Source organism: Glaciecola sp. 2405UD65-10 (assembly GCF_048820975.1).
Classification (GTDB): domain Bacteria; phylum Pseudomonadota; class Gammaproteobacteria; order Enterobacterales; family Alteromonadaceae; genus Glaciecola.
In genome coordinates, this window is the sequence record NZ_JBMEUF010000002.1 from 72,167 (window position 1) to 94,795 (window position 22,629).

Annotated in this window: 24 protein-coding genes; 18 read left to right on the forward strand and 6 right to left on the reverse strand. The window is 40.1% G+C overall.

Annotation, left to right across the window (positions count from 1 at the left end; genetic code table 11):
• Positions 1–193: 193 nt before the first annotated feature.
• Positions 194–415, forward strand: a complete 222-nt coding sequence (locus tag ACOI22_RS12385) for a hypothetical protein (RefSeq protein WP_420672429.1) — start codon at positions 194–196, stop codon at positions 413–415.
• A 63-nt stretch (positions 416–478) separates the two neighbouring features.
• Here the strand turns inward: ACOI22_RS12385 and ACOI22_RS12390 are convergent, their stop codons facing one another.
• From ACOI22_RS12390 to ACOI22_RS12405, 4 genes are all read right to left on the reverse strand, one after another.
• On the reverse strand, positions 479–1,084 hold the full coding sequence (locus ACOI22_RS12390) for an RNA polymerase sigma factor (RefSeq protein ID WP_420672430.1): 606 nt from the start codon (positions 1,082–1,084) through the stop codon (positions 479–481).
• A gap of 188 nt (positions 1,085–1,272) precedes the next feature.
• Positions 1,273–3,792: a TonB-dependent receptor gene (locus tag ACOI22_RS12395; protein ID WP_420672431.1), complete on the reverse strand. Its 2,520-nt coding sequence runs from the start codon at positions 3,790–3,792 to the stop codon at positions 1,273–1,275.
• A gap of 145 nt (positions 3,793–3,937) precedes the next feature.
• Positions 3,938–4,867 (reverse strand): diguanylate cyclase, encoded by a 930-nt coding sequence (locus ACOI22_RS12400; protein ID WP_420672432.1) that lies wholly within the window; start codon positions 4,865–4,867, stop codon positions 3,938–3,940.
• Positions 4,868–4,874: 7 nt separating this feature from the next.
• Positions 4,875–6,305, reverse strand: coding sequence for a PhoH family protein (locus ACOI22_RS12405; RefSeq protein WP_420672433.1), 1,431 nt, complete (start codon positions 6,303–6,305; stop codon positions 4,875–4,877).
• A gap of 487 nt (positions 6,306–6,792) precedes the next feature.
• Between ACOI22_RS12405 and ACOI22_RS12410 the strand changes: the two genes are divergently transcribed.
• The 17 genes from ACOI22_RS12410 (at position 6,793) to ACOI22_RS12490 (ending at position 19,950) form a co-directional block, all read left to right on the forward strand.
• Positions 6,793–6,969 carry a DUF1328 domain-containing protein gene (locus tag ACOI22_RS12410; protein WP_420672434.1) on the forward strand — a complete coding sequence of 59 codons (177 nt, stop codon included), beginning with the start codon at positions 6,793–6,795 and terminating at the stop codon, positions 6,967–6,969.
• Between the two features lie 57 nt (positions 6,970–7,026).
• Positions 7,027–7,236 carry a hypothetical protein gene (locus ACOI22_RS12415; RefSeq protein WP_420672435.1) on the forward strand — a complete coding sequence of 70 codons (210 nt, stop codon included), beginning with the start codon at positions 7,027–7,029 and terminating at the stop codon, positions 7,234–7,236.
• Positions 7,237–7,327: 91 nt separating this feature from the next.
• On the forward strand, positions 7,328–7,471 hold the full coding sequence (locus ACOI22_RS12420) for an entericidin A/B family lipoprotein (protein WP_420672436.1): 144 nt from the start codon (positions 7,328–7,330) through the stop codon (positions 7,469–7,471).
• Between the two features lie 57 nt (positions 7,472–7,528).
• Positions 7,529–8,467, forward strand: coding sequence for a mechanosensitive ion channel family protein (locus ACOI22_RS12425; RefSeq protein WP_420672437.1), 939 nt, complete (start codon positions 7,529–7,531; stop codon positions 8,465–8,467).
• 34 nt (positions 8,468–8,501) lie between these two features.
• Complete coding sequence (locus ACOI22_RS12430; RefSeq protein WP_420672438.1) at positions 8,502–8,930, forward strand: hypothetical protein; 429 nt, start codon at positions 8,502–8,504, stop codon at positions 8,928–8,930.
• Positions 8,927–10,279, forward strand: coding sequence for a DUF2254 domain-containing protein (locus tag ACOI22_RS12435; RefSeq protein WP_420672439.1), 1,353 nt, complete (start codon positions 8,927–8,929; stop codon positions 10,277–10,279). The genes ACOI22_RS12430 and ACOI22_RS12435 overlap by 4 nt, the downstream gene beginning before the upstream one ends.
• A 141-nt stretch (positions 10,280–10,420) precedes the next feature.
• The gene (locus ACOI22_RS12440; RefSeq protein ID WP_420672440.1) at positions 10,421–11,770 is read left to right on the forward strand and encodes a sigma-54-dependent transcriptional regulator; all 1,350 of its coding nucleotides are present in this window, start codon (positions 10,421–10,423) and stop codon (positions 11,768–11,770) included.
• Entirely contained in the window at positions 11,767–11,976 is a 210-nt protein-coding gene (locus ACOI22_RS12445; protein WP_420672441.1) for a histidine kinase dimerization/phospho-acceptor domain-containing protein, read from the forward strand. The genes ACOI22_RS12440 and ACOI22_RS12445 overlap by 4 nt, the downstream gene beginning before the upstream one ends.
• A 30-nt stretch (positions 11,977–12,006) precedes the next feature.
• On the forward strand, positions 12,007–13,479 hold the full coding sequence (locus ACOI22_RS12450; RefSeq protein ID WP_420672442.1) for a sensor histidine kinase: 1,473 nt from the start codon (positions 12,007–12,009) through the stop codon (positions 13,477–13,479).
• Between the two features lie 15 nt (positions 13,480–13,494).
• The gene (locus ACOI22_RS12455) at positions 13,495–13,977 is read left to right on the forward strand and encodes a response regulator (RefSeq protein WP_420672443.1); all 483 of its coding nucleotides are present in this window, start codon (positions 13,495–13,497) and stop codon (positions 13,975–13,977) included.
• 38 nt (positions 13,978–14,015) lie between these two features.
• Positions 14,016–15,980, forward strand: a complete 1,965-nt coding sequence (locus tag ACOI22_RS12460) for a response regulator (protein WP_420672444.1) — start codon at positions 14,016–14,018, stop codon at positions 15,978–15,980.
• 184 nt (positions 15,981–16,164) lie between these two features.
• A complete protein-coding gene (locus tag ACOI22_RS12465; RefSeq protein WP_420672445.1) occupies positions 16,165–16,593 on the forward strand; it encodes a hemerythrin domain-containing protein in 429 nt (142 codons plus the stop codon).
• A gap of 66 nt (positions 16,594–16,659) precedes the next feature.
• Positions 16,660–16,974 carry a DUF883 domain-containing protein gene (locus ACOI22_RS12470; protein WP_420672446.1) on the forward strand — a complete coding sequence of 105 codons (315 nt, stop codon included), beginning with the start codon at positions 16,660–16,662 and terminating at the stop codon, positions 16,972–16,974.
• Between the two features lie 27 nt (positions 16,975–17,001).
• Positions 17,002–17,430, forward strand: coding sequence for a hypothetical protein (locus tag ACOI22_RS12475; RefSeq protein WP_420672447.1), 429 nt, complete (start codon positions 17,002–17,004; stop codon positions 17,428–17,430).
• 34 nt (positions 17,431–17,464) lie between these two features.
• Positions 17,465–17,710 (forward strand): hypothetical protein, encoded by a 246-nt coding sequence (locus ACOI22_RS12480; protein WP_420672448.1) that lies wholly within the window; start codon positions 17,465–17,467, stop codon positions 17,708–17,710.
• Positions 17,711–17,796: 86 nt separating this feature from the next.
• Positions 17,797–18,324, forward strand: a complete 528-nt coding sequence (locus ACOI22_RS12485) for a hypothetical protein (protein ID WP_420672449.1) — start codon at positions 17,797–17,799, stop codon at positions 18,322–18,324.
• A 186-nt stretch (positions 18,325–18,510) separates the two neighbouring features.
• Positions 18,511–19,950, forward strand: a complete 1,440-nt coding sequence (locus ACOI22_RS12490; RefSeq protein WP_420672450.1) for an ATP-binding cassette domain-containing protein — start codon at positions 18,511–18,513, stop codon at positions 19,948–19,950.
• Positions 19,951–20,085: 135 nt separating this feature from the next.
• Here ACOI22_RS12490 and ACOI22_RS12495 read toward each other — a convergent pair whose 3' ends face one another.
• Both ACOI22_RS12495 and ACOI22_RS12500 read right to left on the reverse strand, forming a co-directional pair.
• Positions 20,086–20,637, reverse strand: a complete 552-nt coding sequence (locus ACOI22_RS12495) for a BON domain-containing protein (protein ID WP_420672451.1) — start codon at positions 20,635–20,637, stop codon at positions 20,086–20,088.
• Positions 20,638–20,772: 135 nt separating this feature from the next.
• Entirely contained in the window at positions 20,773–22,413 is a 1,641-nt protein-coding gene (locus ACOI22_RS12500; RefSeq protein WP_420672452.1) for a diacylglycerol kinase family protein, read from the reverse strand.
• Between the last annotated feature and the right edge of the window lie 216 nt (positions 22,414–22,629).

A 22,629-nucleotide genomic window follows, 5' to 3' on the forward strand; every position in this document is an offset into this window, starting at 1 on the left:
CTTGCTGGGCTTTAGATGAAAAATAAGAATGAAAAGTCACAGTTACCATGACTTATTTTTATTTATTTATTTTTTACAACATATGTGACTTTTAGCAAATGGTATTTATCTAATCAGTAAGCAGTACATAGAATCGCTATGCCCTGCTTACTGATTAAATAACCACCTTTATTTTGACTGATTGAAGATACTTATGAAAAAACAAAAATTGCATAAAGCTAGCCGTTGGGACGATTTTGACCAAAATGAATTTGCCGAGCAAATACTAGCAGGCAAGCATGACCACGTTCGTATTAGCCAAGATGTAAAGCGCATCCTAGCAAAAACCACTTCAGATGAAGTGAAGAAGCTGCGCAAAGAATGGGAAGAAAATGCGAGCAATAGGCGAATTGAGCGCCGCAATAAATTGCATTAAACATATTGCATGGCACACAAACATTTTGTTTGTGCCATGCTATCAAGCAAGCCTGCAACAAGCTTACACCTGTTTGTATACTTGTTGCAGTTTACTGAGGGCTCTATAGTAATTCATTTTAACTGCGCTTAATGATAAGCCTAAACCCAGCGCAATATCGTTTAAGGGTAATTCATCTACAAAACGCATACGTAGCACATCACGCTGCACTTGTGACAACAGCATAAGCGAAGCAGCAAGCTCTGGATTTTCTTCATCTTTTAGCGTTTCTTCAATGAAATACACGCTTTCATCAAAACCTTCAAATTGCGCTTGCTGTCGCTTGTTTTTTCTGTAGTAAGCGGTACAGGCATTTTGCGCAATTTTAAGCACCCATGTTTGCAAACTGGCACGTTGAGCAAAGTTATGAATAGCTTTTAGTGCGTTATACATGGTTTCTTGGCAAGCTTCTTCTGCATCATCATTGTGATGTAAATACGCTAAGCAATAGTTAAACACTTTTGGCCGAAGCTGTTCTAGCTGTATGAGCAAGTTAGGCTTAAGGGTAAGCAATGCCTCGTCTGTAATAGGGGCGGATACAAGCTCGGGCAAAACGAAGTGGCTAGCAGAATTGGCTACATTTGATTGCGCTGAACAATGCAGAATTGGAATAGGTGAAGAAGCTTGCATAATGATCTCGAAAGTGGAAGCAAACAACGGTTGAATTTCACGCGAATATAGGCCTAATTTTGCACATACACAAGCTTTATTTTAGCGTTTCCACACAATTTATTTTCGCCGCATATTCGAAAATACTCACGTACAAAAAAAGGCGCTTAAAGCGCCTTTCTAACTAACCTCATTTCTTTTTTTCGTGTTTAAAAACGAAGCCTTACACCTAACTCAAGGGAGCGACCTGGTAATGGTGCCAAATCTTTTAAAAACGAAGTGTGTACCCTGGCTTCTTCGTTCGTTAAATTGCGTCCGCGCATATACCATTCAGTATCAAGGCTTTGAATTTGCGTATAATAAGATGCGTTTACATCGACTAAGGTGTAGGCGTCAGTTTGCGTTTCATACTGAGCAATATCGCTTTGTTCGAACATATGAGTCAGCTGCGCAGACAAACTCATATTATTGGTTTTATAGTCAGCGCCTAGTAATACTTTCATGGGGGGTATTCGTGGCAGGTTTTGTTTTGAATCTTGCGTTATTTTAGCGCGAATATAGTCACCCTGAGCGGTCAGCGTTAATTCACTCGTAGCTCGCCAAGTCACTTGTACCTCGGCTCCATATAACTGGGCATCAGCGGCTGTGTAAGCATATACAGGTAAGGTGCTTTCTTCCTCTTCATGTTCTTCTTCTAAAGAAGACTCATCTTCCTCGTGGGCATGTTCAAACGCAGCTTCTAAGCCAGTATTGGCTGCATAATAATAGTCATCAACTTGGTTATAGAAGACATTCACTACCGCACCAAAATCCCCACCAAATTTGCGCCAAGACAAATCAATATTGTTTGAGGTTTCAAGTGACGGTTGTTCACGTGTGAACTCCACATCACTATGGCCATCTTCTTCCTCTGAGTGAATTTCATATAAATAGCCAATTTCATATGACTGAGTACCTATATGCGGACCAAATGCAAAGAGTTCGGCTGCTGATGGCGCACGTTTAGCGTGTACAAAAGATGCGGCCATATTATAGCCTTTCGCAATATCCCACACCAAACCCGCTGAAACAGAAACCGGCGTAAAGTCATAGCTTACAGGCGCTATTTCTTCATCGTGGTCGTGGTCTTCGTCATGTTCCTCTTCATGCTCGTGGTCTGTGTCTATAAACTCTATTTCAGGGTGAAATACATCATTTACATCAATATTAACGCGCTCAACACGAGCCCCTAACTGCACTAACACATCACCAAAATGGCGCTCTTCAATTAAGCCAATGCCGAAAGAATTTGTATCCGATGGCGGTGTATAAGCTTCTTCACCTTCTGCTGAAAATTCTGCTAACTTGGCATGTAAGCTAAGGCCGCCGCGCCAACCATGAAAATCTTGATGTAGAAGTTCAACTCTTGTTTCAAACAAATTATTTTCAAAAGTTGTGCCCGGCTCACCGTTTTCTAGTTCTGTATGCTGATAGTCGGTATACGACATACCAAAGTTAACCGCATTAAATATTGAAGAATTTAATTGAAACTCACCTGCAAGCTGATAACGATTCTGACGCATATTCGCTTTTACAATTTCCTCAGCCTCATCATGGAGTTCATCGTCTTCGTGCTCATCTTCGTCGTGCTCTTCATGCTCTTCATCACTGTGTGCGTGGCCCGGCACGCCGTATAGGCTAGTCATGTGTTCAACTGAAAATCCAAGGTGCCCTTCGTCAAATAAATAGCTTATGCCCGCTGTTGCACCTTTGCTTGTAGCGCCAGTGTTTTCAACAACACCTACGCTACCCTCTTCATGCTCATCCTCGTTAGCATGCTCTTCTTCCTCGTGTTCATCATGCGCGCTTTCACTTTCAGCCGCTCCTGGGATACCATAATCTTCGCTATCACGATAAAAGCCTTGGAATTGAACGGCAATATTGTCAGATCCAGTTTTATATAAACCTGAAAATGCTTCTTCGCTATTATTCGTATTGCGCGACAAACTTAATTCACCTTCAGATAAAGTATCAGTAGGAATCCGATTGTCTACCAAGTTAACGACGCCCCCTATGGCGCCACTGCCATAAAACAAGGTAGCAGGGCCTCGTAACACTTCGATTTGCTCAACGGTAGAGGACTCTGTTGAAACGAGGTGGTCAGGCCCTACACGTGAGGCATCAGCTGCATCCATTCCGTTTTGCGTAATCAATACTCGTGGGCCATCAAGGCCTCGTATAATAGGCGAACTTGTTACGCCCCCATAAAAGCTAGAATGCACACCCACCTGATTTTTTAAGGTTTCCCCTAGGGTCGTCGCTTGTTGCTGCTTTAGTTTTTCACCCGCCAATATGCTCACGGGCGCAGCCGATTCAATGTTCGAGGCATGAAAAGCACTTGCCGTTACATCAAAAACTTCAATGCTAGCATCTTCAACCTCAATACGAACGATTTGGTCTTGCTGGTTATTTAAGGTTATTTTTTCACTTGAATGAATATATTGAGGTGAAGAAACATGCAGTTCAAATGTACCGTCATTGAGATCAGAAAATACGAAAGTCCCTTCAGAGGAAATAGTTGCGCGCTTATTACTGCCCATAATTTGGACACTACCTACACTTAAAGGTTTACCTTTAGTATCAACCACTTGGCCACTTATTTGGCCTGCGAGTACCAAAGATGAGGTAAACGTGCTTACTAAAGTGACCGTTGATAAAGAAATTGCTTTTGCGAGAATGTTGAGTTTCATAGAAATAGAACGCCAAATACGTGATGTTATTACAACCAATAAATGTAATAGTATAACATTTTGGGGTAATATCAAGTATAGACTATGAAACTATACCAAACTTACTCGTATAATCGCGTTCGCTCACTAAGTAGAAAGTGTAATTTTACTCGAAAGTATCTGAGAGTTCATAAGACGCTAAAACTTGGTTCCTACCTGCCTCTTTAGCCTTATATAGACTGGTGTCGGCCCTTTCAATAAAGACTTTAGCATCTATATTCTCTTTATGATCTGCGGTAATGTGGGAAACGCCAATACTAACGGTCAATTTGTCATCTATTGCACCTTCATTTTTAATATTAGCTTTCTCTACCGATTTTCTTACTTTCTCAGCTACCCAATAACCTTCTTCAGGAGTGGCATCAAGCAATAAAATTGCAAATTCCTCACCGCCGTATCGGGCTACAAAATCTAATGGCCTACTGGCACCTTTACGTAGAATTTTTGCCACTGCCTTAAGTGCAGAGTCCCCTTGTACGTGGCCGTATTTATCGTTGTATTGCTTGAAAAAATCAATGTCAATTATAAGTATGCTTAAACCACGATGGTTTCTATCAATGTAACGCAAAGACTCTTCCAACTTAATGTCAAATTGCCTTCGATTTGCAATGCCAGTTAAACCATCAATTGATGATAAGTGCTCAAGCATGTCAGTTTTTTGCTTTAGCTCAATTTGCTTGCGCACGCGCAAGCGCATTAGGGGGATTGAAAATGGTTTGGTGAAATAATCAACAGCGCCTAGCTCTAAACCAACAAGTTCATCTTCAAGCGCATCTTGCGCTGTAACAAATATTACTGGGATGTCTTTAGTGATGATGTCGTCTTTAAGCGCTACGCAGACTTCATGTCCACTAACATCGCCTAAATTTATATCCAATAATATAAGATCAGGTTGTTGCTCACGCGCAATTTTCAAACCGTCAACACCGTTGGATGCAGCTAAAATACTGTAAGTATCACTTAGCGCTTGAAACAGTAACTGGACATTAAGACGTTCGTCATCAATAACTAATATTTTTGAGACCTGTTCAACCATAGGTTCCTTATAATTCTTTTTCTGCAAATTCGGCTAATCGACTTCTCACCACGCCATCTAGGCTAATAGTTGCGCTGCCGGAGAAGTTCTTAAACTTCTCGACTATGTAGGTTAATCCAGATGTCAGCGCGTTAAGGTAATTACTGTCTATTTGAGACAAATTTCCTGCGCATATTAATTTAGTCCCTTCCCCACAGCGTGTAATTATAGTCTTTAATTGTGATGCTGTCAGGTTTTGTGATTCGTCTAATATAACAATCGCATTCTGTAAAGACCTGCCTCGCATAAAGTTAACGGACTTAAATTGAATATTCGCCTTCTCCATAATATAACTCATAGAGCCTTTGGTGTTTTCGTCATTTTTGTGCAGTACTTCTAATGAATCGGTAATGGCTGCCAACCAAGGTGCCATTTTTTCTTCTTCTGTTCCAGGTAAAAACCCAATTGACTCCGCAATTTCGGGAGTGGAGCGCGTTACAATAATTTTGTCGTACATATTTGACTCAACTACCATTTCAAGTGCAGCAGCTAGAGCCAGCAGGGTTTTGCCACTGCCTGCTGGGCCTGTTAGTACGACTAAATCAATATGAGGGTCTAAAAGCGTATGCAATGCCATGGCTTGGCCAATATTTTTAGGCGTGATTCCCCAAGCACGTCTTGACATTAAACGCTCATAACCAAGATCCAGTACCTCTAGGCTATCGCCCGTCATGCCTTCAATGATGCCCGCAAATGATTTAGCTTCATCTATCAAAAACTCGTTGATGTAAGGTTCGTGGTTCAAGTCTTTTTGAATGGTATGAACGGTATCACGTCCTTCTGTTACACTTTCGACCGTTTTAACGGTGTCCCAAAAATTCCCACTGTATTCATAATAACCACGCGTTAAAAATTTAATATCACTAATAAGCTGGTCATTTCTGTAATCTTGCACCAAGGTTTGTCCTGCGCCCTTAGCTTTCAAACGCATATTAATATCTTTAGTTACCAATACGACTTCACGGGGAGCGAGCTTAGCTTGCAAATGCAAGGCAACATTTATAATACGATTGTCATTCTCATTGCTAGTAAACGCCTGCTCTTGCTGTGCCATCCCTAAATCGGCAAAAATAGATAAACGCCCGCTAGGGGCTGAATCACCCGAGCCAAGGCCCTTCATACTTACACCCTCAAGCATTTGCTCGGGGCTCGCATCATGCAATAGATCTTCCATTGCTCTGATAGATACGCGAGCATCGCGCGCAACGTCTTTCTTGCTATCTTTTATGTGATCAAGTTCTTCTAGCACCGTCATAGGAACAAGCACGTCATGCTCTTTAAATGACATAAACGCAAACGGTTCATGTAAAAGAATATTGGTATCAAGCACAAATAATTTTGAAGAAGGTGACTCTGAAGAACTCACGGATAAGGGCATAGCGGTCTGGTATTCGGGCATTTACAGCTTCCTTTATGCTTACGTTAGCACTGATTAAACTCAACCGTTCAATCTATGAATAGTCAATGCACCACCTAATATGTCACCAATAGTTAGAACATTGCAGGCATATGAAGCGATATACACTAAGCAGACTATTTAAATTGAACGTTATTAAGATACGTATCACAACCATAATAGAGTTTGCTTTGTAAATCACCTACTTTGTAAGAGTATTTTCAATTACTTTGCTGATTCAAATAATTTAACTATATAAAAGAAAAACTCACGCGGCTTTACAAGCGTTATGGCATACCAAATTTCAGTCAATCGTATCTAAATCGGTAATATCTTCCACTACAGTCTGTAAAAGTTTCTTAACTTATGCATGCAAACTTATTAAAAAAACAAAAACCCCATTAAAATCAACGTTATAACTAATGGCATCAAATTCGCAATAGTGTGAGTGAACGCAATCAAATATATCAAAACGTTGAGGAGAATAGCCATGTTAGGTTGGGCAATTACATTTTTTATTATCGCAATAATCGCAGCTGTTTTTGGATTCGGTGGCATCGCTGGCGCAGCTTCAGGAATTGCACAAATACTATTTTTTGTATTTTTAGCACTACTTGTAATTTCGTTAGTAGCGAATGCATTAAGAGGTAAAGGCCCCTCGGTATAAATTCCGGCGGTCTAATACCAAAAGCATATACATACAATTATTAAATAAGGAAATACCATGAAAAATTCATCAAAATTATCACTAAAGAAATTGAGTACACTTTTATTAAGCGCCATGTTCGTATTTACAGTAGCGGCTTGTTCAGACGGTCCAGCTGAAGATGCAGGCGAAGAGTTTGACCAAGTTGTTGAAGATGCTGGTAATGCAGTGGAAGACGCTTGTGAAGATGTGAAAGAAGGCGCAAACGCTGAAGATCAAGACTGTTAGTCGTGAGGAGCCGCATCTCTAATCCCTGGATGCGGCTCTTTTTTTTCATCTACGAGCCTCTAAATTAGCAGTATAAGAAGTAGGAAATCTCATGAATAAGAAAACCACGATTTTACAGAGCGCAATGTGCGTATTTTTAATTACTTTAGCTGCAGGATGCGCAACCATCGAAGGCGCAGGTAAAGATATAGAAACAGCTGGTGAAGCAGTACAAGATGCTGCTGACGGCGAATAAGTGAAAGTTTTTATAGTTTAATCAGTCAAACTATCTAATGTGTAAATAGGAAAGATTTTGGAATTCGAAGCAGTCAATAACTTTTGGACGCTCATTCACGACAAAATTGAATCGTGGGTGGAGATGGGCATAAAGCATTTACCTAACATGGTAGTTGCGCTAATAATCTTATTAGTATTTGCCCTTATAGCACGGATCGCGTCTCGATTAATGTCGAGACTACTGCATAGAGTGTTCGAGTCTAAACAAATAGCAGACCTACTAGCCGCTATTTTTAAAGTGCTAGTGTTTGTTACCGGCTTATTTATCGCATTGGAGTTCTTGGGCCTAACTGGGACAGTTACATCATTACTTGCAGGTGCAGGTATTGTAGGGCTGGCAATCGGATTTGCCTTCCAAGATATGACTGAAAATTTAATTGCCGGTATTGCAATGGGGATAAGAAAACCCTTTGAAATTGGCGACGTAGTTGAAGCAGATGATGTGTTCGGAAATGTTAAAACTATTAATCTACGAAATACAATAGTTGAAACCTTTTCAGGCCAACTAGAAATTATTCCGAACAAAATATTGTTTAGAAATATTGTAACCAACTACACCACTACAGGTTTACGTAGGATTGAAGTTAAAGTTGGTATTTCTTACGCTGACGACATACTCAAAGCCAGTGAGTTAATTGAATCTAAATTAAACGAACAAAAGTTTGTTATAAGGCAAGACGACACACGTGTTTTTGCCGAAGGTTTCGGTGGCAGCAGTGTAGATTTGCTTGTATGGTTTTGGATTAAATATCCTGGTGAAGTAGGCTTTATGCAGGCTAGGCACGAGGCGATACATTTAATTCACACCACACTAGCTGAAAACGACATCCTTATTCCGTTCCCTATACGCACCTTAGATTTTGGAGCAAAAGGCGGTGAAAAATTAAATAGTATGTTGTCAGAAGTATCAAACAAAGCGGGTGAATATGCAAAAGATTCATCTTCTGAAAAATGATAAACCATCGTTGAAAACAAGCAGGAGCATTACCATGAAATTACCCTTAAAAAGTATCACATGCACAGCCCTACTAAGTGCATCATTGTTATCACCCATTGCAGCAGCTTTGGAAGCTGACGAAATGCAAACGGTAGACAAAAATACACCCGACAGTGTACTGTTAGAAGGCAAAGACACAGAAACAATGTTTAAAGTGTTACAGCCTAGTGAGCGTTTTAGCTTTTCCATTGAAGGTATTGATAACAAAATTCACGTTAGCGAAAGTAACGGTGAAGTTGTGCTACATGCCATTGATGTTGACCAAGAAGACATCACCAAAATTAAGAGAACCTACGAGATGATCAGTGACAACACGAATTATACTGTGAAGCAACATTATTCAAGCTCGGAGTTTGAAGAATTTATGACTTCTCAGGCTACGACTATGCCCCAAAAGGTATTAAGTGACGCTGAATCGTGAGTGAAAGTGCTGCCGCCCAGTCTAAGTTAAATATTAGATACTGGGTGGTAAAATTGCGCAAAGCAATAAGAAGCTTGAGTGAAAGTTTTTGGTTCACCCCACTAGTAATGATTATAGCCTCAATAGTAAGTGCTTACCTTCTGCCAACTATATCATCCACCAGTATTGATTCCTTTTTTTCCAGTTCACGCTTAGCGGTTAGTGATAAAGATGCCGCCATGCAAATTGTGCAAGGCATTGCTAGTGCGGTCATCACAATTACGAGTATTGCGTTTTCCATGACAATTGTTGCCCTTGTGATGGCTTCTAATCAATTTGGCCCCAGACTACTTAAAAACTTTATGCAAAATAAAATGACGCAATTTGCATTAGGCATTTTTACCTCAACATTCGTTTTTTGTTTAATGGTGCAAAGCCAAATAAAAACAGAATCATCAACGGTTACCGTTGTTCATCCGCAATTATCCGTATTCATAAGTATTATTCTGGCCTTAATGTGCGTGATGGTTTTAATTGTTTTCATTCATCATGTTGCCACTTCCATTCGCGCTGATACCGTCGTGAAAAATACCGCCTATTCTTTGATGCTAGATATGCAAAAACTTAAAGCGCAAAGTGAACGTGTTGGCATGTTTCCCAACCTATTAAGCCAGTCGCAATTGAAAAGCGAAGCACATATTACCAGCGACTGTGATGGTTACATTCAGGCTATTGAGTATCAGTATGTGACTGATTTAGCCATGAAATACGATGGTCTGATTGTAATGGAGGCCAGAGCCGGTGATTACATCGTGCAGGGCGCGAAAGTAGCTTCTTTGCATAGCAACGCCCCCTTACCTAAAAAAATAAGTATAGATGAAGCGTTAGTAGTGGGCGAAGAACGTACTTCATTGCAAGACCCATTATTTGGTATTAACCAATTAGTTGAAATGGCAATAAGAGCGCTATCTCCAAGCTTAGATGACCCATTCACAGCTTGTAACTGCATAGACCGCCTTGCGTCCGCTTTAAACACCTTTTCGCCGCATGACTTACCCCAACCCTTAATAACGGTGAACAATAAACCAGCAGTTTTAACGAGCGATCCAGATTACCGTGAACTTTTTGATGGTGCCTTTACTCAAATAAGGCAGAGCTGTTACGCACATCCATTTGTGCTGAGCCATCTATTAGATACCTTCGCCATGATGGCACAAGCTAACAATAACGCAAAGCATGTACAATACGCTATTAAGCCACACTTCACTAGTATTCAAGAACACGTTAGTGACGGAAAGGCCGGCTTTAGTTCGCAAGACCAACGGTCATATGAGTCACGCGAGAGCAAATTAGAAGAACGATTAAAATAGCGTTTGGTCTTCGCTTGCTGGCAATACCCACAAAGGGTAAACAGATTTGTGATACCAAGCATTATTCTATTGTGCAATAATCATTACAATAATTGCTATATTAATAATAATGCCACGCATTCTTACATAAAAGGATATTAAGTGAAGTCAGTTCTATTAATCGATGACGATCCCGAATTTACCGAAGTCGCAACCCATATAATTGAACACTTAGGGCATATTGTATCTGTTGCAGATAGTGTGTCTGAAGCCAAACAGTGGTTACAGAACAATGAGTTTGATCACTTGTTAATTGACTTCATGCTACCAGATGGCAGCGGCCTACATGTGTACGAGTTTTTGCAGTCAAAGTCTCGTAAGCCTCGTGTTACTTTTATAACAGGCAACCCTAAAATTAAGTCAGCTATTAATCATATTGCTGGCCCCTCTGTTAATTATTTAATGAAGCCTATTGAAAGGGAAGACTTAGAGTCAGTTCTTAATAATAAAAAGGCCATTGCTAGCGCGAAACCTAGCAGCAATACTAAAAAACAAAAGCACGCGCTAGCTGATGCACATTTTTCTTGCCTGATTGGTGAGTCAGCGCCCATGCAAAAGTTATATAAAATGATTGAGCGCGTAGCAAGCAGTAGCGCCAATGTTATGCTAATGGGCGAAAGTGGCGTAGGTAAAGAGTTAGTTGCCCAAGCTATACACAACGCCAGCAATGCTGAGGGTGATTTAATTGCTACCAACTGCGGTGGTTTGTCAAAAGAGCTAATTGGTAGTGAGTTGTTTGGCCACGAAAAAGGTGCATTTACCGGTGCAGTTGGCCAAAAGAAAGGCGTGTTTGAACGCGCACTCAATGGCACATTGTTTCTAGACGAAGTCACTGAAATGCCATTAGATATGCAGCCTAACTTACTTCGCGTATTAGAAACAAAACAGGTAAATAGAGTGGGCGGCACGCAAGAATTACCGGTGAATTGCCGTGTAATAAGTGCCACTAACCGAACCTTGGAGCAAATAGCGGGTGAAAATATTCTACGAGAAGATATTTACTTTCGTTTAGCCGTGTTCCCTATTCAAATTCCGCCACTTCGTGATAGAAAAGATGATATTCCGCTGTTAGTAAATACATTTTTGAATCAGTTAAATAGCGAGCATGGCGAGTCGTATGAAATAAGTGATGCTCAGCTTGAAAAGTTAAAACAGCATGATTGGCCTGGCAACGTACGCGAATTGCGTCACACTTTGCACCGTGCATTTATTATGAGCGAGCCTGGTGAAAGTAACATTGAATTACCTCATTCATTCGAATCACCATTTTCGAAAAAAGAACAAGGTGCCTCGAGTATGACCGCAGGTAAAACAATTGAAGAAGTAGAAAAGGCGTTAATTTACGCTACGTTAGATGAAGTAGATGGTAATAAAACGACCGCCGCAGACATGCTCGGTATTTCTACAAAAACCTTATATAACCGTTTACATGCTTATGGTGAGAAAATATGAGTTCATTGCAGCAGCAAGTCCACGACATTCGAAAGCCGCTTAATACAATAAGTATGCAAGCGGAATTGATTAAAATGTTGATTGAGTCTAGCGACGTATCACCTAAGGTGGAAGCCGCTGCAAATAAGATTATTCAAAATAGTAAAGACTGCAGCGAGCTTTTACAGCAGTTATATGAAAGCCTTGGATCATCTCCTGATGAATAAACCTCTTTTAAAGCGAGCAACTAGGCCTTTATGAAAATCTTATCAACTCACGCTACAGGCACCTGGGTGCTTATATCGAGTATGCTACTGTTAATTATTTCGGTAAATACGTATATTAGCAGAAGCACCGTGACTGACTTAAAAGACCTTCAAGAAGACATTACCCATACAGTCAAAATAGTGAGAGTTTTGGAAGAAACTCACGTAAGTCTGCTTAAGGCTGAGTCAGGGCAGCGTGGATTTTTACTCACCCAAGATGAAAACTATTTAACGCATTATAAAAATGCAGTTAAAACTATTGAAAGTTTGCTCGTTGAATCTGAGAAATTATCTCCTAAAATTAATGAGCAAGTAAACGCTATATCTAAATTAAGAGTGTTAATTACCGCTAAATTGCTAGAGCTAGATTTTACCGTTAAGCAAGCGCAAAACGAACAATTTACACAAGCAATTAGGCGTGTTGAGACTGATCAAGGGCGCATGCTGTATGATGAAATTCACACCTTATTTGAGCAAATAAAAAGTGCAGAAAATAAGATAGCCGATGAACAGGTGCGAACCTTACAAGTTGCTACGCAAGTGTCAGGAAGAAACTTAGCCATCTCATTTTTTACCAGTATATTGCTAGTACTGGGCTTATTTTTCCTCGCCAAACTAAATATTCGTAATCAGCAGATGCGCGAATTGGAAATGGCATCGCAAAATGAAAAGCTTAGCCTAGCCGTGGAAGAGCGAACCAAAGAACTATCATTGTTTTCTGACGAACTTAGCCGCAGTAACCGTGAGTTGGAAGACTTCGCGTTTGTAGCCTCTCATGATTTACAAGAGCCCTTGCGTAAAATTATGGCATTTGGTGACCGTTTAGAAACCCAGTCAGATAATCTAAGTGAAAAACAGCGTGACTTCCTTCAGCGTATGAGAAGTGCCGCCAATAGAATGAGTGTGCTAATTAGTGATTTATTGGAGTTCTCACGCGTTACAACAAGAGGCAAAGATTTCCAAGAAGTTGATTTAAATCTTATAGTGGCTAACTGCGTTGAAGACCTAAACGTATTGATTGAAGAAACCAAGGTAAGTTTAGACATTGCGCCCCTGCCCACAATAACGGCTGACCCTACTCAAATGCAGCAACTTTTATTTAACTTGCTGGCAAATGCGATCAAATTTTCTAAAAAAGAAGTAAACCCAATTGTACACATTTCCGTACAAAACGTGAGTCAGCCAGATTCGGTTGAAGTTGAAGGACTCGACGATTGGCAATGTATAAGTATTACTGACAACGGCATTGGATTTGAGCAAGAATACGCTGAAAAAATCTTTGCACCGTTTCAACGTTTACATAGTCGTGACAGTTTTAAAGGTACTGGTATTGGATTAGCAATATGTAGGCGAATTGTTGAAAGACATAATGGTATAATTAAAGCTGAAGGAAAGGTGGATGAAGGCGCAACATTTACTGTGTCACTACCCGCACAAAACTACTTAATAAGTATTAAGCAGTAACAGAGGACGAATGTTATGAAAAACCGTAATACCATACAAACTCCGTTTACCATTATTATGGCAGATGACGACGAAGACGACAGATTGTTAGCACAAGATGCTATGGAAGCCGCAGGCGCAAATTATTTATGTCACACCGTTGCCGACGGCCAAGAATTACTTGATTTTTTACGCTGCGAAGGCAAATACGAATCAAATGCAATAAATGATGTGCCAAGCGTAATTCTACTTGATTTAAACATGCCAATATTAGACGGCCGTGAAACGCTCAAGCAATTGAAAAAAGATGATAAGTTGTCGAGCATTCCCGTCGTTATTTTATCTACCAGCTCGGCAGATGAAGATGTACATGAAGGTTATTTATTGGGCGCTTCCTCTTATATGGTTAAGCCAACAGATTTTGGTTCTTTAGTTAATATGATGAAATCATTTAACAACTATTGGTTTGAATGCGCTGCTATCCCTCACTTTAGTGCACGAGAGTTAGCCACCAATTAACATATTTTAAAGAATTACGTTTCACACAAGGATGCGCAATGGACTCAGTCAAATCTGTTTTAATTATTGACGATGATGAAGATGACTTGTTTTTAATTGAAGATAGACTGAGCCAAATTGTTGCATCGGGCTGTGAATTTGTAAGTTGTTCCTTACGTCATGATGCAATTACCTTGCTAAAAGAACGCACTTTTGATTTGTGCATCTTAGATTATAGGCTTGCTGGTTATGAAGGTATTGAAATTTTAGAGGCGGTTTCTGAAGCCGAATTAGCAACTCCTATAATTATGCTAACAGGCCAAGATGACAACGAAGTTGCCAAGCAGGCTATAAAAAGCGGTGCTCAAGATTTTGTAATGAAATCAAGCATTGATGAAGAAATATTCGAAAAATCAGTGCAATACGCAATAGCTCGAAAAGAGCTTGAGTTTGCACGCGTACTGAGTAAACGCAATGAAGCGGAAAATACCGCCAAAGATAAATTCATTGCCCACTTAAGCCATGAGCTTAGAACCCCCCTAACATCTATTTTGGGCTATACTTCTTTATTACTTGAAAAAGAATCTACTTCTGAATTTCATAATGAATTGGGCGTAATTTCCAATAATGGAAAGCACTTACTGAATTTACTTAATGACGTGCTTGATTTATCAAAAATTGCCGCAGATAAATTTGAGTTAAAAATAAGCCCTACCGATCTTCAAGAATTACTGATTGACGTTAACTCCTTACTATCGGTTAATGCCGTTGATAAGGGTCTGTATCTTGAGTTTAGCGCTGATACACCTTTACCCGTCAATATAGAGCTTGATGGAGTTCGGTTTAAGCAAGTTATGGTCAATGTTATTGGCAACGCCATAAAGTTTACTGATAAAGGCGGCATTCGCGTCACCTTAGAGTTAGAAGAATTCAAACAAGACATAGCCGGTTCTAGCGCCCCTACCTACCAGTTGAATATTTACATCCAAGATACCGGCATAGGGATGGAAGAAAAAGAAATTGAGCAGATTTTCGCGCCATTTACCCAAATAGAAGATGTAACAAATAGAAAGGCCGGTGGTGCAGGCCTTGGACTTTCTATAACCGCAGAAATTGTGAAGCAAATGCAGGGCACCTTAGAAGTGGAATCAGTCATGGGTAAAGGTTCGTTATTTACTTTATCATTTCCTTGCAAACCCACCTCGAGCGAAACCGCTGTTTACGAGTTTAATCGCCAATATAGAAGCAAAAAAGCCAGCATTATCCCAAGCCTTAATGGGCATGTATTAATTGTGGATGATGTATTTGAAATTCGCCAGTTGGCGGGATATTTTGTAAAAGAAACGGGTGTTAAAGTAACTTTTGCGAGTAATGGCGAACAAGCGCTAGCAAAAGTAAAAGAAGCTAACGAGACAGGCACGCCTATTGAACTGATCTTAATGGACTTACACATGCCAGCGCTCACTGGCTCTGAAACAGTTCGCGCACTTCGTGCACAAGGAAATACCTGCCATATTATTGCGATGACCGCTGCCGTAAATAAAGGCCTATTTGATGAACTTAAAAAAGACGGTTTTGATCAGTTAATCTCCAAGCCCCTTGATAAAATCGAACTATGGGGGCTACTAGAAAAAGCGCTTATAGAAGAAAGCATTGCCGGTAAGCATAATGGTTCTCCTGTAGTACATTTAATAGAAGATGATGAAGACAGCGCTACCATTATGACCTTAATGATTGAACAACTCGGCTTTGAAGTAGTCCAGTCATTTACGGGAGAGCAGGCCATTAGCCAAGCGCATTCAAATACCAATATTGCGCTGCACCTGCTAGATTTAGGCTTACCCGATGTGTCGGGCGACACCTTAGTTGAACAATTTTTTGCAAAGCCAGTTAAGGGTAATGTCATTATATTGAGCGGTAATCAACCCGACCCAGCGATTTTGCAGCAACATCAAATTTGTGATCATCTTATAAAGCCCATCGACAAAGAAATTTTAAAAAACTGCTTAGCTCACTACGCGTAGTGCTTATAATTTACGGGCCTGTAATTTTTGCATCACAGGCTTGTATATATTTCATTTATACCCCTCACCATAAATCACCTCAAAAATTAAAATCATATTAATCATAGTGTTAACTATATATTTTTACTGGCACGCAACTTGAAACAGTAGTCAGTAATTCCCAAAAATAATAGTGAAAATAAGTATGAAAATTTTTGAAGCTCTACGCAAAGACCATGATAAGCAACGCGCTCTTATCAAGCTTTTACTTGAAACAAGTGGTGACACCTCGGTAAGAGATGAATATTTCACCCAGTTAAAAGAAGAGCTCGAAAGCCATGCGATTGCAGAAGAGAGACACTTCTACGCTCCGCTGATGCAAGCAGACGATACCATTGAGCTATCACGCCACGGCATTGCTGAGCATCATGAAATTGACGAATTTATTGCCACTTTAGAAGATACAGAAAAGAGCTCTCCTGCCTGGTTGAGTACATTCAAAAAGCTTGCTGAAAAAGTTGAGCATCATTTGGCGGAAGAAGAGAGAGAGTTTTTTCAACAAGCTGGAAAAACCTTAAGCGAGCAAGACAAAAGCAAATTAGCGTCAAAATATATCGCGGAAATGGACGCTTAGTGATAAGCCGCGAATAAGTTTACACAGATTAATCAACCATATTTTTAGCAAAAAGAGGAAAGGAAGATGGCACAAGCAAAAGCAACTACCAATACTACAAATACAAAAACTGCAAACAGTGAACATCCTGTGATTGATAAAGTGCGCGACACATTACATGAATCAGTAGATACGCTTGCTCAAAAAGCCGCTAGCACGGAAGAAAGCTTGCGCAGTGGCGCACAAAACGGCACGCAAAGTATTCAAGAAGCCCAAGCGAAGGCGCAGGCTAAATGGGAAGAGTCGGGTGTGAAAAAGTACGCGACTGAAAACCCAATTGCCACAGCAGGTATTGCCTTTGCTGCAGGTATGTTATTTAGCGCAGTATTAAGAAGAAAATAGAACGTCTTCTTCAGAAGGTAAGCGCAAATGAATCAAGCAAATGCAGAATCGGCCACTACCGGACATCAGTCCGGTGGTGCTGGCACCAACAAAACCGACCTTAACAACGAAGCGTCTTTTAGAGCAAGCTATGAAAGCATCGATGCATTCGTAAAATCTAAATTGCAACGCTATGAAGCTTTAGCCCAATTAGCGGGTGAGGAGGCGAAGTTAAGCTTTAACGCACTGCTTGTGGCTATGTTAGGTGGCATTATGCTAATAGGTGTAGTGGGTATGTTTTGGTTTTTACTTAACGTACTGGCTGGAATAGCACTACATTATATAATGCAGCCACTTCTAGTTGTGATTGTGCTGTTAGCTGTTAACGCCCTTTGCGGATTCGGCTTACTGAGATACTTAAGAAAAGTGAGAGGGCTAATTGGCTTTACTAAAAGCCTTGCACGCTTCAAAGAATAAGACATTTCGGTATAAGCTCAGCACTGGGGGAAGCATGGATTTATTTTTAAAAAAACAACGAAAAGACGTAAACACTGCTGAAAAGAAATGCGTAGCAGCAAACGCGCTATCGAATCACTGCTCAGCAGAAGCAAAACGACAAACAACCATGTTGTTGAGCTCAGCCAAAGGCATTAGCACCGCATTTGCTGCAGGTGCCGTCAAAGGCTCAATCGACAACGACGTATCGTCATCGAAGCAGGTGTCGAGCATTGTTACAAGGCTACTATTTACGCTGTAAATAACAAGTAGCTTATAAATAAAGTAAAGAAAGCTTGGGATTTGATGTAAACCATTGCTCTTTCTTTTTAAAGCGAGGAAATAACCATGACCGCCATTATGAATAATACGTTTGATGAGCGCATTGCTGCGACTTATTCTTCAGTAGATAAAGTCAAACAAGCAAAAGCCGTTCTTGCACGAAAATTAGGTTTGAAAGACAGCAAAATCAAGATAATTGAACCTACTGATGCAGCCACCGGCCAAAAGCTTGAAGGCAACAGCCGAGCAATTGGTGCAAATATGCTTAACTTGCACGTCAAATATGCAGCTATTGGTTTAGGCATAGGTTTACTCATCGCTTTACTGTTAGTGCTATTTGGCCCGACTTTAACGCAAAGTAATCCCACATTTACGTTTATTGCATTAATCAGTCCAGGCATCTTCATAGGTACATTTTATGCTGGGCTTCGTTCATTAAAGCCTGAGCATGACATCATTAACCAGCAAACTGTTGCTGCTAAGCAAAACGACTATTGGACCTTACTGATTGATACAGACAATTTGCCAGTTACTAAAGAAGCCGTATGCGAAGAAATTGAGCGCACTGATTGTGTAGAAGTTAAAGAAAGCTAGGCTTTATTAGTTAATTATTATTAAAAAAGGTTCCCGCTTGTTGCGGGAACTTTGCGTTTGATTGAAAAATCATACTAAGAGCTTATTCACATAACGCTCGTTCGTAGTAATTGCGAAATTGAATACTGACTAATTGCTATGATTTGTTACACTTACGCCATTGTTTTTTAGTCAAGTTTTCTTTCTATGCCTTTATTAACACTTCAAGATTGCCATGTGATTTTTAGAAAGCACTATCATTTAAAAGTGAGTTCTGTGCAGATTCAAGCGCTGCAGCATTGCGTGATTTTAGGAGCTAATGGCAGTGGCAAATCGGCCTTAGCGGCTTTAATGGCCGGTGAGGGTGATTTAAAAAGCGGTGAAAGAGATGCGACAAGTAGCATTGCTTGGGTATCAGTTGAACAGCAACAAGCCTTAATTGAAGCTGAAGATCAAAAAGACTGCGCTGACATTCTTGATGTTATTCCTGAACCCACTTTGGTAAAAGAAATACTATTTCAAAACATAAAGCAAAATGATATTGCCCCACCTTTTGTAACAGCTGTTCTTGACGCATTGAGCCTTCAAGCCAAGTTAGAACACCCTTTTAGAGGGCTTTCTACCGGTGAAACACGCAAGCTGCTGTTAGCAAATGCTATTCTACAACAGCCGAAAATGCTTATATTGGATGAGCCTTGGGACGGCTTAGATACGCAATCAAGCGAAAAGTTGAACAACCTTTTGCAGCATTTATCCGCAAGCACAACAATAGTTTTTGTGTTAAATCGTTTAAGCGAAATTCCAGCTTACATAAAACACCTTATACTGATGCAGTCGGCAGCTATTCACTGGCAAATTGCCGATCCACACGGCATTTCGGCCCATATTTCACATATAAAACAAGTTTTGCATCTACAACAAAGTAGTCTTGAACTTCCAGGTAAAGATGCTGACAGTTTTGCTCCTCCTCTCTTAAATGAGAGTGGCCCTTTAGTAAAGTTGAATAAAGTTAAAGTAGCTTATCAAGATAACCTTATATTTGAGGACCTTGACTGGACCATTGAGCCACAGCAACATTGGCGATTAAGCGGGCCAAATGGTTCTGGTAAAACCTGTTTGTTGAACCTAATTACAGGTGACCATCCCCAATGCTATGTGAATGATATTTACGTATTTGGCTATCAGCGTGGAAATGGTGAAAGTATCTGGCAAATAAAACAGTATATTGGCTACATATCTAACGCTTTGCACCTATCTTACAAAGTTGGATGCTCTTTGCTAAACGTAATTTTATCTGGCTTTTACGACAGTATTGGGCTGTATAAGCAAGCTACGGAATACCAAGTTCAGCTCGCTCAGAAGTGGCTAAGCGTTATGGGCTTAAGTCATAAAGCAAATGACGCTTTTCATGATTTATCCTTTGGTGATCAACGTGTAGCGTTAATTGCTCGCGCTATGGTTAAACACCCCGCCTTACTTATACTAGATGAGCCTTGTAATGGCTTAGACGATATCAACCGAATCAAAGTCTTAGCATTAATTGAGTTACTGGCGCGGGAAGGAAATACAACAATTTTGTATGTAAATCATCACTTAGATGACCAAATTCCTAGTATCCAAAACCATTTTTCATTGCCTCATAAATAGCGCTTAAGCCAATTGACTATGCGCGCACAAAAAAACCGAAAGCTGACTCTCGGCTTTTTTAACTGTTTTGCTATGATGCTTTGATTAGAAGTAAGCTATCATTTCGCAAGATACAGTTTGATGCAGATACAATGATTATTCAGCTTCGTTTTCAATCATTAACTCATCATTTACTGATGATACATCATTGGTATTTTTAGCGATTGCAATGGCTAAATCGCGCTCTGCTTCAGAATCTACTGTACCATTTAAGGTCACTTCACGGTTATCAACATCTACATCAATATCTAAACCCGATACCTCAGAATCAAACAATAAACGGCTTGTAATTACCGTGCTAATTTTCGCATCGGTAAATTGAGACGCTTCTTCTGACTCAGCGTCCATCTCTTCATTTACAACAACTAAACGGTTATCAACGCCTTTTACACCATCAATTCCCATTACGAGTTCTTCCGCTAATTCTTTTTCGATTTTATTTTCAACTTTACCTGTTAGGGTAAGCTTACCCATTGATACGTCAGTGTTAATGTCAAATGAATCAAGGTTGCCGTTGAACAATAAGGTTGCTTCGGCTTTTCCGTCAATCCAAGCATCCATGGCTTCTTTTTCCCACGTATTAGTGCCTGCCATTGCTGAAGTACTTAAACCTGTTACAAGTGCTAAAGATAATAATGTGCGTTTCATAATGACTCTCCTTTGTATTAGTTCACTTACTTTATTGCTAATAGCGTGCCGGAAATTAAATCATTGATTTAATTGATATAATTATATTTACCCTAGTTTTTTAATGAAAAATGTACAAAAAATTTTGTACTATTTTCAGTACTCCTTAGGGCATAGCATCATTAATGAACCGGCCTGAACCTCAACGCTCAGCTTTTTATCTTCGCGCACTTCACCATCTACTACATACTGCAAAGTATCGTCACTTACATTTTCTACCACAATTTTATTTACCTGCTTATGTTCAATACCATTCACTACGTTATTGCTATCATCATTGAATACCAGGCCAGTAAGGCTTTGAATACTGAGCGCGGTGAGCGGGATAAGCCTATCGTCTTTCGTATTTAGCAAAGTTAGGTCAAGTAAGCCGTCAAAAGGACTTGGCTGCTCTCCCCCTTGAGCCAAAATACTAGAGAAAGGCGCCGCATTGGCAATGACTAGGCTTGAAGCACTTACCTCTTCTTGCGGCCCATCATTTATTGCGATTTTATAGCTAGCACTATGATTATCTTTAATCGCATTACCTAGCGCGTTGATATAAGCCATTTCGCCAGATTCATTTTTATTGTCTCTATCGGCGTCTTTAATCATGCGCTGCTCAAAGCCCAAACCGGTCACTAGCACCATGGTTTCACCATTACATTTTGCAGTGTCCATAAACCGTGGCTGACCTTCTGTAATCACCTCTAGTGCTCTTTCAATAGGAATAATTTTTGATCTATTGCCAAACAGAACATGACTTAGCGCATTAGTCGTGCCCAAAGGAATAATTCCAATACACTGCTGGCTACCGGCATACACATCAGCAAGTTCGTTTACCGTTCCGTCACCACCACCGGCTATAATAACGTCAAAAGCCCCTTCTTTGTGAGCCAAGGCAATTTCTTTTGCTCCACGTTCTTTAGTGGTTTCTTCAATACTTAATTCATAGTGTTGGCTCAACACTTGTATAACTTCGGCCTTGTTTTCTCCCCACTTACCGCCCCCTGAAACTGGGTTTACAATAAGCAAGGCCTGTCTGCTTTTTTGTAGAACCCCCGCCTCATGCATTTTCTTTAGTTTGCCGTACTGTAAATTATTCAACCTTGCAGTGGCACGGGAGTCAGTAATATGGGCTAAGGCTTCATCTATATCGGTGAACGCTTTAGATGCGAGTAAATAAGCAGCAACTATTAATACTGAGCGGCCGCGACCCATAGCACAATGCACCACTACCCCTTTATTATTATCAATATGATTGGCTATCCATTTAACCGCATGAACTAAGTCATCTTTATGTGGGCTAGTATGATCAAGAATAGGAACATTGAGGTAATCGAGGTTTTTATCTTCCGCACTCCAATTAAGACCATCAAATTCAGCCGTCGCATCAAGTATTGCATGCACGCCCTCATCTTTTAAAAAATCAGTATCAGATGGAAACAACCTACAGGCCAAATATAAGTGCGGGCCTACTTTTTGAATGGCGGGTACCGAATCATTTTTACGAGACCAAGCGTTATATGCTTGCGCACCTAAAAAGAATGGAAAAAACATCCATTTTATATAAAAAGGAATAGAGCCATCGCTTCGCTTGCGAAATATTGCCGGCTTATCTGATAAATAAGCAATGCAAACCAAGCTTAGGGATATTGCTATCCATAAAAAAATTAGGGCAAAATAACTTGCCTGTACAAAATATGCTGCTAAAAAAAGCCCTATAGCACCTGCTAAATAGTATTTAACAATAAACATGGTCCATCTCCTCGAAAGTCCATTACAATAATCCATGATGTAGATAGCAATAAATTAGCCAACATGAGTGGGGATGCTAAATCCAACGAAAACAAGCAATTAAGTAAAACCGCTTGGTCATATTTTCAATTTAATGCGATATGCCAATGAACTCTGTGAAAATTTTACACAAAAAATCGGCTCAAATATTGAAAAATACGTAGGTATATAGCGTAA

Bases quoted from the DNA above. Each gene is read 5' to 3' on its own strand.
- ACOI22_RS12465 (WP_420672445.1), top strand. From the start codon at position 16,165: ATGAAAATTTTTGAAGCTCTACGCAAAGACCATGATAAGCAACGCGCT.
- ACOI22_RS12490 (WP_420672450.1), top strand. From the start codon at position 18,511: ATGCCTTTATTAACACTTCAAGATTGCCATGTGATTTTTAGAAAGCAC.
- ACOI22_RS12410 (WP_420672434.1), top strand. From the start codon at position 6,793: ATGTTAGGTTGGGCAATTACATTTTTTATTATCGCAATAATCGCAGCT.
- ACOI22_RS12460 (WP_420672444.1), top strand. From the start codon at position 14,016: ATGGACTCAGTCAAATCTGTTTTAATTATTGACGATGATGAAGATGAC.
- ACOI22_RS12450 (WP_420672442.1), top strand. From the start codon at position 12,007: ATGAAAATCTTATCAACTCACGCTACAGGCACCTGGGTGCTTATATCG.
- ACOI22_RS12430 (WP_420672438.1), top strand. From the start codon at position 8,502: ATGAAATTACCCTTAAAAAGTATCACATGCACAGCCCTACTAAGTGCA.
- ACOI22_RS12485 (WP_420672449.1), top strand. From the start codon at position 17,797: ATGACCGCCATTATGAATAATACGTTTGATGAGCGCATTGCTGCGACT.
- ACOI22_RS12385 (WP_420672429.1), top strand. From the start codon at position 194: ATGAAAAAACAAAAATTGCATAAAGCTAGCCGTTGGGACGATTTTGAC.
- ACOI22_RS12455 (WP_420672443.1), top strand. From the start codon at position 13,495: ATGAAAAACCGTAATACCATACAAACTCCGTTTACCATTATTATGGCA.
- ACOI22_RS12475 (WP_420672447.1), top strand. From the start codon at position 17,002: ATGAATCAAGCAAATGCAGAATCGGCCACTACCGGACATCAGTCCGGT.
- ACOI22_RS12470 (WP_420672446.1), top strand. From the start codon at position 16,660: ATGGCACAAGCAAAAGCAACTACCAATACTACAAATACAAAAACTGCA.
- ACOI22_RS12400 (WP_420672432.1), bottom strand. From the start codon at position 4,867: ATGGTTGAACAGGTCTCAAAAATATTAGTTATTGATGACGAACGTCTT.
- ACOI22_RS12445 (WP_420672441.1), top strand. From the start codon at position 11,767: ATGAGTTCATTGCAGCAGCAAGTCCACGACATTCGAAAGCCGCTTAAT.
- ACOI22_RS12495 (WP_420672451.1), bottom strand. From the start codon at position 20,637: ATGAAACGCACATTATTATCTTTAGCACTTGTAACAGGTTTAAGTACT.
- ACOI22_RS12420 (WP_420672436.1), top strand. From the start codon at position 7,328: ATGAATAAGAAAACCACGATTTTACAGAGCGCAATGTGCGTATTTTTA.
- ACOI22_RS12415 (WP_420672435.1), top strand. From the start codon at position 7,027: ATGAAAAATTCATCAAAATTATCACTAAAGAAATTGAGTACACTTTTA.
- ACOI22_RS12390 (WP_420672430.1), bottom strand. From the start codon at position 1,084: ATGCAAGCTTCTTCACCTATTCCAATTCTGCATTGTTCAGCGCAATCA.
- ACOI22_RS12395 (WP_420672431.1), bottom strand. From the start codon at position 3,792: ATGAAACTCAACATTCTCGCAAAAGCAATTTCTTTATCAACGGTCACT.
- ACOI22_RS12480 (WP_420672448.1), top strand. From the start codon at position 17,465: ATGGATTTATTTTTAAAAAAACAACGAAAAGACGTAAACACTGCTGAA.
- ACOI22_RS12405 (WP_420672433.1), bottom strand. From the start codon at position 6,305: ATGCCCGAATACCAGACCGCTATGCCCTTATCCGTGAGTTCTTCAGAG.
- ACOI22_RS12500 (WP_420672452.1), bottom strand. From the start codon at position 22,413: ATGTTTATTGTTAAATACTATTTAGCAGGTGCTATAGGGCTTTTTTTA.